10 protein-coding genes and 1 riboswitch are annotated in these 11,775 nt (G+C 62.3%); of the genes, 5 read left to right on the top strand and 5 right to left on the bottom strand.

Annotated features, from left to right (window positions below; translation table 11 throughout):
• The first annotated feature begins 13 nt into the window (after positions 1–13).
• The 3 genes from C6558_RS18825 to bluB all read left to right on the top strand — a co-directional run bounded on the left by C6558_RS18825 (position 14) and on the right by bluB (position 3,243).
• A complete protein-coding gene (locus C6558_RS18825) occupies positions 14–1,207 on the top strand; it encodes a phytanoyl-CoA dioxygenase family protein (RefSeq protein WP_057208695.1) in 1,194 nt (397 codons plus the stop codon).
• A gap of 91 nt (positions 1,208–1,298) precedes the next feature.
• Positions 1,299–2,120, top strand: coding sequence for an SDR family oxidoreductase (locus tag C6558_RS18820; RefSeq protein ID WP_025427220.1), 822 nt, complete (start codon positions 1,299–1,301; stop codon positions 2,118–2,120).
• A 77-nt stretch (positions 2,121–2,197) separates the two neighbouring features.
• A riboswitch (cobalamin riboswitch) is annotated at positions 2,198–2,407 on the top strand.
• Positions 2,408–2,451: 44 nt separating this feature from the next.
• Positions 2,452–3,243: a 5,6-dimethylbenzimidazole synthase gene (gene bluB, locus C6558_RS18815; protein ID WP_057214315.1), complete on the top strand. Its 792-nt coding sequence runs from the start codon at positions 2,452–2,454 to the stop codon at positions 3,241–3,243.
• Here bluB and C6558_RS18810 read toward each other — a convergent pair.
• The 4 genes from C6558_RS18810 to C6558_RS18795 form a co-directional block, all read right to left on the bottom strand.
• Positions 3,152–4,222, bottom strand: coding sequence for a DUF2865 domain-containing protein (locus tag C6558_RS18810; RefSeq protein ID WP_025427218.1), 1,071 nt, complete (start codon positions 4,220–4,222; stop codon positions 3,152–3,154). The genes bluB and C6558_RS18810 overlap by 92 nt on opposite strands.
• A 187-nt stretch (positions 4,223–4,409) precedes the next feature.
• A complete protein-coding gene (locus C6558_RS18805) occupies positions 4,410–5,054 on the bottom strand; it encodes an acyl-homoserine-lactone synthase (protein WP_025427217.1) in 645 nt (214 codons plus the stop codon).
• Between the two features lie 154 nt (positions 5,055–5,208).
• Positions 5,209–5,946 (bottom strand): LuxR family transcriptional regulator, encoded by a 738-nt coding sequence (locus C6558_RS18800; RefSeq protein WP_025427216.1) that lies wholly within the window; start codon positions 5,944–5,946, stop codon positions 5,209–5,211.
• Positions 5,947–6,122: 176 nt separating this feature from the next.
• Positions 6,123–8,435, bottom strand: coding sequence for an NADP-dependent malic enzyme (locus C6558_RS18795; protein WP_025427215.1), 2,313 nt, complete (start codon positions 8,433–8,435; stop codon positions 6,123–6,125).
• Between the two features lie 175 nt (positions 8,436–8,610).
• Between C6558_RS18795 and C6558_RS18790 the strand changes: the two genes are divergently transcribed.
• Positions 8,611–9,450 carry a UDP-2,3-diacylglucosamine diphosphatase gene (locus C6558_RS18790; protein ID WP_025427214.1) on the top strand — a complete coding sequence of 280 codons (840 nt, stop codon included), beginning with the start codon at positions 8,611–8,613 and terminating at the stop codon, positions 9,448–9,450.
• 105 nt (positions 9,451–9,555) lie between these two features.
• Positions 9,556–10,776 carry an MFS transporter gene (locus C6558_RS18785; RefSeq protein ID WP_025427213.1) on the top strand — a complete coding sequence of 407 codons (1,221 nt, stop codon included), beginning with the start codon at positions 9,556–9,558 and terminating at the stop codon, positions 10,774–10,776.
• On the opposite strand, the gene dgcA is transcribed toward C6558_RS18785, so the two are convergent.
• Positions 10,728–11,711 carry an N-acetyl-D-Glu racemase DgcA gene (gene dgcA / locus C6558_RS18780; RefSeq protein WP_025427212.1) on the bottom strand — a complete coding sequence of 328 codons (984 nt, stop codon included), beginning with the start codon at positions 11,709–11,711 and terminating at the stop codon, positions 10,728–10,730. The genes C6558_RS18785 and dgcA overlap by 49 nt on opposite strands.
• Positions 11,712–11,775: the final 64 nt, after the last annotated feature.

Raw genomic sequence — 11,775 nt, 5'->3', positions numbered from 1 at the left:
GAGGAGGAACGAGATGAAGACCGACAACAGGGCGCGCCAGCGCCTCGACCGTGTGTGGCTGAGCGAGGATGCCTGCGACATCGAGGCGTTCCGTGCGGAGGTGGAGCGGCAGACGAACCTTGCTGATTATCCACACGCGCTCGCCTGCGAGAAAAATGTGCTGATCTATGACAGCGCCAGCCTGGTTGCCGCCTGCGCCACGACCGAGGGGCGCCGCGCTGCCCTGGCCGAAATCTGCGAGGTGCTGGCAACCGGGCCCGGGGTGGCGGTGTTCAAGCACGCCTATGCCGACACATCAGTCATCGATGCGGCCAGCGGCATCTTTGACGCCATCATCGACGAGCAACACCGCACCAACAGTGGCGGCGGCGACCACTTTGCCAAGCCCGGCGCTAACGACAGGATCTGGAATTCGCTCGAAAAACACTGCCTGAAAAGCCCTGAGAACTTTGCCGCCTATTACGCCAACGCCATCATCGCGCTCGTCAGCGAAGCCTGGCTTGGTCCGAACTACCAGCTGACGGCGCAGGTCAATCGCGTCAATCCCGGCGGCGCGTCGCAGGCGGCCCATCGCGACTATCATCTGGGATTCCAGACCTCTGATGTCATCGAGCAGTATCCTGTTCATGTGCACAGGCTGTCGCCGGTGCTGACGTTGCAAGGTGCCGTTGCCCATTGCGACATGCCGATCGAGAGCGGTCCAACGCTTTTCCTTCCCTATAGCCAGACCTACGTGCCCGGCTATCTCGCGTTGAAACGTCCGGAGTTCCGGGCCTATTTCGACCAGCATCACGTGCAGCTGCCGTTGGAAAAGGGCGATGTCGTCTTCTTCAACCCGGCTCTCTTCCATGCGGCCGGCAGCAATCATTCGACTGATATCAAGCGCGTCGCCAACCTGCTCCAGGTCTCCTCGGCCTTCGGGAGGGCGATGGAGACCGTCGATCGCGCCAGGATGAGTGCAGCCCTCTACCCGGCGCTGACCGCACTCGTGGCATCCGGCACGCTTTCGGCCGATGAGGCGGCCAATGCGATTGCGTCCTGTGCCGAGGGCTATTCCTTCCCGACCAATCTCGATCGCGATCCGCCGCTGGGCGGTCTCGCGCCGAAGACCCAGGCGCAACTGATGCATGAGGCGCTGGCAGGCAGGTGGAGCGATGCGGATTTCAGAAGCGCGCTTGGCGAGCAGGCACAGCGCAAGCTGAGCTGAACGGCAGAATCGATCTTTCCGGTCCCCGGCGTTCTGCGGCGGGGGCCGGTCGCCCTGTTTTCATCTCACTTTCAATTCTGGGAGGACTTTCATGACCGAGCAATATGGCCGTCTCGACGGCAAGATCGCCATCGTCACCGGCGGGACGCAGGGGCTGGGCGCAACGATCGCCAACCTGTTTGCGGAACGTGGGGCTAAAGGTGTCGTCATCTGTGGACGCAACGTTGCCAAGGGCGAAGCGAAGGCCGAGCAGATCCGCAAGGCAACCGGCGCGCAGGTACTTTATGTCGAGGCAGACCTCGAAAAGGTCGAGGACGCGCGCAAGGTCGTCAGCGCCTGCGACGCCACATTCGGGCGCGTCGATGCGCTGGTCAATGCGGCGGCGATCACCGATCGCGGCACCATCCTGGACACCAGCCCCGAACTGTTCGACCGGATGTTCGCTGTCAATGTGCGCGCACCGTTCTTCCTGATGCAGGAAGCGGTAAAGCTGATGCGGCGGGAGGGCACGCAGGGCACCATCGTCAATATTGGCTCGATGTCGGCGATGGCCGGTCAGCCGTTTATCGCCGCCTATTGCTCGTCGAAGGGGGCGCTGGAGACGCTGACCAAGAACACCTCCTATGCGCTGCTGCGCAACCGCATTCGCGTCAATGGCCTCAATATCGGCTGGATGGCGTCCGAAGGGGAAGACCGCATCCAGCGCGAATTTCATGGGGCGGCAGACGACTGGCTCGAAAAGGCGGCCGCCAGCCAACCCTTCGGTCGGCTTGTCGACCCCAAGGAAGTCGCGCGTGCCTGCGCCTATCTCTCGTCGGATGAGTCCGGCCTGATGACGGGGTCGGTCATCTGCTTCGACCAGTCGGTGTGGGGCGGCTATGACGGCTCGCCGCATCCGGTCGCGCCGCTCTGACATCTGACGCTGTCGCGAGGCCCTGTGGAGTGACCGGCAAGCGACGCCGGACTTGCTTGTCATTCCCTGTGGGCTGTGCCCTTATGACGCCGTCAGGTGCCCGCAACGCGGGAGAATCGGGAATCCGGTGTTATTCCGGAACGTGCCCAACGCTGTGACGGGGACGACTGCCTCTAGGGATTTTGAGCTTGCTCAAGATCTTGCCACTGGATCTTCATGTGATCTGGGAAGGTGAGGCGGCCGGTTGATCCGAAGTCAGAAGACCGGCCTGGCAAGATAGACCGATATCCGCGCGGACGGCGGAAGGTTGTGCATTGTTGGGGATCGAACGATGCTGACTGACGCTAATGGCGGCCTTGCGGCTGCAGAGGCCTTTTCATCCGACGAGCGCGAAGCCGTCTATCGAGCCATCGAAACGCGCCGGGACGTGCGGGATCAGTTCCTGGCCGAACCCTTGCCTGACGATGTGGTGATGCGCCTGCTCAATGCTGCGCACCGGGCGCCATCGGTGGGTTTCATGCAACCGTGGAATTTCGTCGTGGTCCGGCAGGCCGAAACCCGCGAGCGGGTATGGCAGGCCTTTTCCCGCGCCAACGACGAAGCGGCATTGATGTTCGATGGCGACCGCCAAGCGAAATACCGCTCCCTGAAGCTGGAGGGGATCCGCAAGGCACCCTTGAGCATCTGCGTCACCTGCGACCGCACGCGCGGTGGAGCGGTCGTTCTCGGGCGCACCCATAACCCGCAGATGGATCTCTATTCCACCGTCTGTGCCGTGCAGAACCTCTGGCTTGCGGCGCGCGCCGAAGGCGTTGGTGTCGGCTGGGTCAGTATCTTTCATGAAAATGAGATCAAGGCGATCCTCGGCATTCCCGATCATGTCGTGATCGTCGCCTGGCTTTGCCTCGGATATGTCGATCGCCTTTACCAGGAGCCGGAACTTGCGGTTAAGGGCTGGCGCCAGCGGCTGCCGCTGGAGGAGCTGGTGTTCGAGGAAGGCTGGGGAACCTGCCGAAAGGCAGACGCTGCGATCAGTTGCTCTGAACCGGCTGGTAGCCCGGACCCTTCGGATGGCGAAGGTCGATCGACGTTTCCTCCTGGGGAAGGAACGTCGGCCCGATGACCCGCACCTTGCTCTTGGCGGGATCGTAGGGGCGCTCCTCCGCAGCCGCCTTGGCGGTAGGGGCGGCCGCTTCCTTCTTGCCCTCGATGACGATGATCGACGATTCGCTGTTGCCAGTGTTGCCACTGGAAGCCTTGGGCGTCGTCGCGATCTTTGGAATCTGGCAACCGCAAATGCCCGGCTTGCCGACGCCGCGCGTCCGATAGGCAAAGGCGTTTGGCAGTTCTTTATAGGGGCGTCCCGTCGAGGCGGAGACCATCTGGTCGCTCTCCTCGGTCGCCAGGTCGTGGAAAAATAGTTCTGTTTCGGCACCCGGGCAGCGGGCGCGGCAGGCCTGCTCGTCGCGGGCGAAGTCCACAGGGCTTGCCTCGGACGAGATCGGGAAGAAGGCGCCATCGCAAGTGCGCACGCACATGGTGCGAAGCGTGCCGGAATAGACGCCGCTTTCCGGCGGGTAGGTGCCCATTTCGCCGTCCCGCAGCATTGGTCCGTAGCTTTCGTCCGGCGGCAGATCGCGCAGGATGTTGCGGTACGTTTCCGGCTCGTCCGGGTCGGCGGTCGCAAATTCCTCGCTGCCACCATAGCAACCGTTGATCTCGAGGGCGGCGAGGATGCGCCGGCGCGTATCGTCTCCATCGCCTGACATCAGCTGCTGGCGCTCCGATTTGAGGATGCGCAGATTGTCTTCCATCTCGGCGATCAGACTGTTGATGTCTGTGCAGATATCCGGGTCGCCGCCGTTGAAGACGACGACGCTGCCTGTGCCGCAGCCGGCGCGTCGGCGATCGTTGCGCGCCCGGCGCAATTCGATGTTCTGTCGGGAAATCGCGCTCGCATAATCGCGGGTATCGGCCGTAGTTTCGATGGCGGCGGGCAGTTCGGCGAGCCGAGTGTTCAGGCGGTCGCACACGCTGGAGGCCAGCGCCTGATCGGCAAGAACCAGAAGCAGCGGCAAGGTCGCCGCGGCTAGGGTTTTCATGTTCCGGAACACGGGCGAACGTCCATTCCTGCAACCGCACGGCGCCACCCTTGTTGTCCGGGTTCGGTCGCTGTCGGCACTTCCTGTTTCAGCCCTATCATAAGGCTTGTCGCCGCCGGTGCAACGACAAGCCTCGCATTGCGTTAACAGCTCCGTCCGGTGGGAGGAACGGAAGGAGCGTTAGAGATCAGGCGGCGCGTGCCGTCTCCAGCGACATCGGCCGTTCAAGAACCGTGCCTTCGATCGCCGCTACGGCCTTCATGGCGCTGAGCAGCGACGGCGTCACTTCCCAGGCGACCGCTACGGCATAGACCGAGCCGATCCGGTGCGGGTCAGCGATGCGCTCGCCGGGGCAACCCATGCGGCGGAACATCCGCTCGAGGAAGACATCGGTCACCGTGACGATATGGCTGATGCCGGAGGCCAGCCCGAGTTCGCCGACACCGCACATCAGTTCTGCGGCGGCGACGGTCACCTGGTTGGAGGCGCGGTCCTGAGAAATCTCCGGGTCGATGCAGAAGCGGCTCGATTCCCAGATCGAGGCGCTGCGGATCTCAGGGTTGTCGCCAAGCAGGATCGGGAACGTATCGTCCAGCATGTTGGGGCCGAGCGTCGGCAGCAATCTCAGCGATCCGCGCAGTTTTCCCGTCTCCGGCGAATAGGACAGAATATAGAGCGGATTCGACTTGTCGTAATTGTCGATCTCCCATTCCCCATCGGTCTGCACGTCCCATTTCAGGAAATCGTGGAAGACGCGCTTGCGCAGCTTGAACATCTCGTCGATGGACTGTGGGTGCTGTCCGCGTGTCCTGCCGTTGAGGATCCTGATCATCTTCTTCTCCATCCTTGTTTTGGGGGATGGCGTGATGCTGTCAGTCCTCAGGCAGGGGCGAAACTGTCACTACCGACAGTTCCGGAAACCGTTTTTTCCCACTAAATATAGACGGGTTTTCAGATGAGCGAAGGAGGAGCGTCTTGAGGGTGGGTCAAACCGTCGGGATCAGTGCATGGCGAACGGCCTGGGCCACGGCCTGCGTGTTGGAGACAACATTGAGCTTTCGGCGGGCATTGGTCATGAAGAAACGCACGGTGCGTTCGGAAATGCCGAGAATGGTGGCAATTTCCCAATAGCTCTTGCCGGCCGCCGACCAGGTGAGAACCTCGGTTTCGCGACCTGTGAGGCGCGTATCGCGCGTGTTCAGCCCCCCTGTCATGGCGGCGTTTTCAAGCATGCCGGCATGAAACAGGTTGGCGGCGAGCTGGAAGTCGCGCAAGTGGTTGCGCCGATAGATCGACCACTCCGCGGCCGACATATTGACGTTGATGGCCAGCAAGGCGGTGCGGCCGGCCGGCGAGGGCAGCGGCAGGGCGACGCCTTCACTGGAAAGGCCGATCTCTTCGGCCGTCTTGAACAATGGCTCGCATTCGGGAAAGCGGTGGCGCGCCGTCGTCCATTCGACAGGCCTGACGCCACCGAGCGCCAGCTTGAGGATCGGGTCGATACGGTAGAGCTCCCGCGTCAGATAAAGCTCGGCCGCGTAGGCACCGAACGTGTGGTGCAACCGGCAGATCTTGAGCTCGTCGGCATAGGGCTCAGCTTCAAGATATAGGAGATGAGCGATGCGAAAGGTACGGCGCATCAACGTAAAGAAATGGGCCGGCTCGACACAGCCTCCGCATTCCAGAATTTCCAGCATGTCGAGGACAGCCTGTTGTTCAGTCATGCCACAACACCGATTTTTGCGCTAAACCCCACAATGGTTGGGGGTTCACCTTTTGTCCAGAACCGACAGCCGATTTGCTGTGGATTGTCGACCCTTGCAAACAATGGTTGTTGCCCAGGGTCGCGGCAGCATCACAGGGCCGCCGGGTGCGGCGGCCCTTAAAAACGAGGGCGTCGCTAGCCCGGATGGCTGGCTTCAACGACGGCGAGTGCCGCCATGTTGACGACGCCACGCGAGGTCACGGACGGCGACAGGATGTGCGCCGGCAGTGCTGAGCCGAGCAGGATCGGTCCGACATGCAGGCTGTCCGTCATCGTCTTGACGACGCCAAGCGTGATGTTGGCAGCATCCAGGTTCGGGAAGACCAACAGGTTGGCTTCGCCCGAGAGCGTGCTGTCGGGCATGACGCGCTGACGCAGCACTTCGGAGATGGCCGAATCGCCGTGCATTTCGCCATCGACTTCCAGATCGGGCGCGAGTTCGCGCACAAGCTGAAGCGCCTGGCGCATCTTGGTGGCACTCTCGGAATCGCGCGAGCCGAAGTTCGAATGCGAGACCAGGGCGGCATGTGGCGTGATGCCGAAGCGCCGGATCTCCTGCGCCGCCATGACGGTGGTCTGGGCGATTTCTTCGGCACTCGGGCAGTAGCTGACATAGGTGTCGGTGAAGAACGTGGCGCCACGCTGCGAGATCAGCAGGCTGAGGGCCGAGAAATCGAGCACGCCGTCGCGCTTGCCGATGATCTGCGAGACGTCGCGCAGGTGCTTGCTGTAACGCCCTTCGACACCGCAGATTAGCGCATCGGCTTCGCCGCGCTTGACGGCAAGCGCCCCAATGACGGTGGTGTTGGTGCGGACGATCGTGCGGGCAGCTTCCGGAATGACACCGAGACGGCCGACGAGGGCGAAATAGTCCTCGACGTAGTCGCGGTAGCGCGGGTCGCCCTCGGGGTTGACCACCTCGAAATCGATATCCGGACGAATGCGCAGGCCGTAGCGACGCAGGCGCGTCTCGATGATCTGCGGACGACCGATCAGGATCGGGCGGGCCGTGCCTTCCTCCAGCAGCACCTGGGCGGCGCGCAGCACGCGCTCGTCTTCACCTTCGGCGAAGATCACGCGGTTCTTCTGCGCATTCTTGGCGGCGGCAAAGACCGGCTTCATGATGAAGCCCGAGCGGAAGACGAAGCGGTTCAGCTTGTCGAGATAGGCGTCGTAGTCCTGGATCGGGCGGGTGGCGACGCCGCTTTCCTCGGCAGCCTTGGCAACCGCCGGCGCAATCCGGAGGATCAGGCGTTGGTCGAAGGGCGAGGGGATCAGGTAATCGGGACCGAAGACCGGCGTCTCGCCGGAATAGGCGCGGGCGGCCACGTCGGACGGCTCCTCGCGGGCAAGGCCGGCAATGGCGCGGACCGCCGCCATCTTCATTTCTTCGTTGATCGTGCTTGCGCCGCAGTCGAGCGCACCGCGGAAGATGTGCGGGAAGCAAAGCACGTTGTTGACCTGGTTGGGGAAATCCGAACGGCCGGTGCAGATCATCGCGTCGGGGCGCGCCGCGCGCGCTGCCTCCGGCATGATCTCGGGCGTGGGGTTGGCGAGCGCCATGATCAGTGGCTTTTCGGCCATCTGCACCAGCAGTTCCGGTTTCAGGACTCCAGCGGCGGAAAGACCGAGGAAAACGTCGGCGCCGCCGATACTGTCGGCTAATACCCGGTTGTCGCTTTCCTGCGCGTATACGGACTTCCATTCGTCCATCAGCACTTCGCGGCCCTTGTAGACGAGGCCTTCGAGGTCGTGCACCCAGATGTTTTCGGTCTTGGCGCCAAGCGTGACCAGCAGATTGAGACAGGCGAGCGCTGCGGCACCTGCACCCGAGGTAACGATCTTGGCCTTGGCGATGTCCTTGCCGGCCAGTTCCAGACCGTTGAGGATTGCGGCCGCAACGATGATCGCGGTGCCATGCTGGTCGTCATGGAAGACGGGGATCTGCATCTTTTCGCGCAACTGGCGCTCGACCTCGAAGCATTCCGGCGCCTTGATATCTTCGAGGTTGATGCCGCCGAAGGTCGGCTCGAGCGCCGAGATGACATCGACCATACGCTCGATGCTCGCCGCGTCGATCTCGATGTCGAAGACGTCGATGCCGGCAAATTTCTTGAACAGGACGGCCTTGCCTTCCATGACCGGCTTGGAGGCAAGCGGACCGATATTGCCGAGGCCGAGAACGGCCGTGCCGTTGGAAATGACCGCGACAAGGTTGGCGCGTGCCGTGTAGTCGGCAGCCGTTTCAGGATTGTCGCGGATGGCGATGCAGGGCGCAGCCACACCGGGCGAATAGGCGAGCGCGAGATCGCGCTGGTTGCCGAGCGGCTTGGTGGGCTGAATTTCGAGCTTCCCAGGGCGAGGGTAACGGTGGAAGAAAAGGGCCTGCTGGTCGATGTCGCCGCTGACCGGACCTGTCTGGGATTTCGTTTTGTCGCCCGTGCTCATAGTCTGCATTCCTCTTTTTTGGACGTGGCCTTGTGGCATGAATTGCGAACCGCGTACAGTTTTTGCGCGGTTCTTTTAAGCCGGTGCGACGAAGCGGCCGGCGTCCGTGTCATCTTCCTGAAACACGAGTCTGGTTTTGACGGGCCCCAGAAGGCTCAATCAAGACGAGGCTGGTATGATGGCGGCACCGCAAATCAATTCCGTAAGACACCTCAGGACGTTGTTCATCTCCGACGTCCACCTCGGCTCCAAGGCCGCCAAGACCGACTTTCTTATTGATTTTCTGCGCCATCACGAGGCTGAGACCATCGTTCTCGTCGGCGACATCGTCGATGGCTGGCGGTTGAAGCGTAGCTGGTACTGGCCGCAGAACTGCAACGACGTCGTCCAGAAGCTGCTGCGCAAGGCGCGCAAGGGCACGCGCATCATCTATATCCCCGGCAATCACGACGAGTTCATGCGCGATTTCCCGGGTGTTCACTTCGGCGGCATCGAAGTGGCGCAGCGCCATATGCACAAGGGTGCCGACGGCCGCAACTATCTGGTGCTGCATGGCGACGAATTCGATGTGGTCGTGCGCAATGCGCGCATCCTCGCCTATCTCGGCGACTGGGCCTACGATACGGCGATCGCCATCAATATCGGCCTGGCCGCCGTTCGTCGCCGGCTCGGCATGCCCTATTGGTCGTTCTCTTCCTGGGCGAAGCTGCAGGTGAAGCACGCCGTCAACTTTATCGGTGAGTTCCAGAAGGTGGTTGCCGACGAGGCGCGGCGGCATGATGCGCAGGGCGTGATCTGCGGCCATATCCACCATGCGGTCATCGAGGATATCGGCGACGTGCGCTACATCAACACGGGCGACTGGGTCGAAAGCTGCACGGCGATCGCCGAACACCACGACGGCACCATGGAACTGATCACCTGGCATCAGATGCGCGGCGGCGTCGCAGAGGCCGAGGGAACGGCCGAAGCCGAACGGCTTCTGGCGCACCTGCTGACGCAACGGGCAGCCTGACGGGAACGCCGGCGAGGGCGCAAGCGTCGCTTGTAGTGAAATCTAGGTTATGGCGATCCGGCAGCGGGCTATGCTATTGCTGGCCGATAGCCATCAGGTTCTCCCATGATTCCCTCCCAAGCGCCCGCAACTGTGGGCCCTCCGCCGCGTCATTTTGCGCTTCGCATCGCCTTGCTCTTCTGCGCTCCGTTGATCGTCAACGGTTTCGCAATGCCGTATTTTCCGGTCTGGTTGAGCACGCTTTCCATGAGCGATTTCGAGATCGGCGTCGTGCTGGCGCTGCCGATGTTCGTACGCGTGATCACCGCGCCAATTGCCGGTGTGATCGCCGATCGGCTCGGAGAGCGCACGATCGTTTTGATCTGGTCAGGTTTCCTGTCGCTGGCGACGGCTTTCGTGCTGTTCTACGCCCGGGAGTTCTGGCCGGTTCTGATCATCTATACGCTGCAATCGGCGGTCTATTCGCCCTATGTGCCGATCGTCGAGGCGATCGCGCTTTCCGGCGTCCGGCGCTGGGGTTTCGATTATGCGCAGATGCGGCTTTGGGGTTCCGTCGCCTTCATCGGCGCAACCATGCTCGGCGGCTGGATGATCGGCATCTTCGGTGGCGACATGGTGCTGCCGGCGATGGCGGTCGGTTTCGGCCTGACGATCCTGATGGCCTTTGCGGCGCCAAAGGTCGGCCGACCGCGGCGCCCGTCACCGATCACGGCGCTGACCGAGCCTCCGCCGCAATCGTTGCGCCAGCTCGATCTGCAGCTATTGCTGATCGGCGTGACGCTGGTGAACGCCAGCCACGCCATGCTCTTCGCTTTCTCGGCAATCTACTGGCAGCATATCGGCTATAGCGGCACGGAGATCGGCATCCTCTGGAGTGCCGGCGTTGCTGCTGAAGTGACGATGTTCATCTTCGCCAAGGCGATCATCCGCCGCTTCAGCGTCTGGACGATGATCCTGTCCGGCTGCTCGCTGGCGGTCGTGCGCTGGATCATCTTCCCGATGGATCTCGGCTTTTCCGGCTATTTCGTGCTGCAGTGCTTCCACGCCTTCACCTATGCGATCATGCACACCGGCATGCAGAACAAGCTGGTGGAGCGCGTCGTCGAGGAGCAGGAGGCATCGGCCCAGGGGCTCTATTTCTTCTACACCGGCATTTTCACGGCGATCCTCACCTTCCTGTCCGGCTATCTCTACGCCTGGTACGGGGTGAACGGGTTCTATTCGATGTCGGTCGTCGCCTTTGCCGGCTGCTGCTTTGCCGTTGCCGCCTGGTATCTTCAGCCCCAGAGGCGTGGTTCCGGCGGAAAGACCAGCGAGGCTTCGTAGCGCAGGCCGGGCGTGCGATCGCGTGCCAGAAGCAGGGGCCCGTCGAGATCGACGAAATCCGCGCCCTGCGCCGCCAGGATTGCCGGTGCCATGCCGAGCGAGGTTCCGACCATGCAGCCGACCATCACCTTGAGGCCGAGCGACGTTGCCGCATCGCGCATGCGAAGCGCCTCCGTCAGGCCGCCCGTCTTGTCGAGCTTGATGTTGACGGCGTCATAGCGATCGACCAGGGCCGAGAGGTCGCCGGTCGCGTGCACGCTCTCGTCGGCACACACCGGAACGGGGCGGGCGATCGTGGCCAGGGCCTGATCATGGCCGGCGGCAAGCGGCTGTTCGATCAGGTCGATGCGCTGCTCGGCGCAGATGGCGAAGTGATAGGCGAGGCTGTCGGGCGTCCAGCCTTCATTGGCATCGAGAATGATGCGGCTCTCCGGCGCACCCTCGCGCACGGCGCGGATGCGGGAGGCATCGTCTGATGTGCCGACCTTGATCTTGAGCAGCGCGCGGTGGGCATATTGTGCGGCCTGGTTGCGCATCGCATCGGGCTCGGCAAGCGACAGCGTATAGGCCGTCGTCAATGTGCCAGGTGAGGAGAGACCGGCAAGCTCATGGACAGATTTGCCTTTCTGCTTTGCTTCCAGATCCCACAACGCACAGTCGACCGCATTGCGGGCCGCACCCGGCTTCATCGCCGACTGTAGCTCCGGGCGCGTCAGGCCTTGTTCGATCTGCGGGCATATGGCTTCGATTTCGGCGAGCACCGAGGCAATGGTTTCGTTGTAGCGGCCATAGGGTACGCATTCCCCCCAACCGCTGGTGCCGTCCTTGGTGATTCGGCATGTCACGACGCTTGCCGTGGTCTTCGAACCGCGTGAAATCGTGAATGTGCCCGCAATCGGGAAGTCTTCGGTTGTCGCTTCGAGCACAGTTGACATGAAATCTTCTCCGGCGGGGCCTATCTGGCGCTTAGGTCTTGATGTTACCGGCTTCGTCAGGATG

The sequence above is a fragment of the Ensifer sp. NM-2 genome, from assembly GCF_003024455.1.
GTDB classification, from domain to species: domain Bacteria; phylum Pseudomonadota; class Alphaproteobacteria; order Rhizobiales; family Rhizobiaceae; genus Ensifer; species Ensifer canadensis.
Note: the sequence above shows the minus strand (reverse complement) of the source record. Positions and strands in the feature narration are given on the sequence as shown.

Bases quoted from the DNA above. Each gene is read 5' to 3' on its own strand.
- C6558_RS18810 (WP_025427218.1), bottom strand. From the start codon at position 4,222: ATGAAAACCCTAGCCGCGGCGACCTTGCCGCTGCTTCTGGTTCTTGCC.
- C6558_RS18800 (WP_025427216.1), bottom strand. From the start codon at position 5,946: ATGACTGAACAACAGGCTGTCCTCGACATGCTGGAAATTCTGGAATGC.
- bluB (WP_057214315.1), top strand. From the start codon at position 2,452: ATGCTGACTGACGCTAATGGCGGCCTTGCGGCTGCAGAGGCCTTTTCA.
- dgcA (WP_025427212.1), bottom strand. From the start codon at position 11,711: ATGTCAACTGTGCTCGAAGCGACAACCGAAGACTTCCCGATTGCGGGC.
- C6558_RS18795 (WP_025427215.1), bottom strand. From the start codon at position 8,435: ATGAGCACGGGCGACAAAACGAAATCCCAGACAGGTCCGGTCAGCGGC.
- C6558_RS18825 (WP_057208695.1), top strand. From the start codon at position 14: ATGAAGACCGACAACAGGGCGCGCCAGCGCCTCGACCGTGTGTGGCTG.
- C6558_RS18805 (WP_025427217.1), bottom strand. From the start codon at position 5,054: ATGATCAGGATCCTCAACGGCAGGACACGCGGACAGCACCCACAGTCC.
- C6558_RS18820 (WP_025427220.1), top strand. From the start codon at position 1,299: ATGACCGAGCAATATGGCCGTCTCGACGGCAAGATCGCCATCGTCACC.
- C6558_RS18785 (WP_025427213.1), top strand. From the start codon at position 9,556: ATGATTCCCTCCCAAGCGCCCGCAACTGTGGGCCCTCCGCCGCGTCAT.
- C6558_RS18790 (WP_025427214.1), top strand. From the start codon at position 8,611: ATGATGGCGGCACCGCAAATCAATTCCGTAAGACACCTCAGGACGTTG.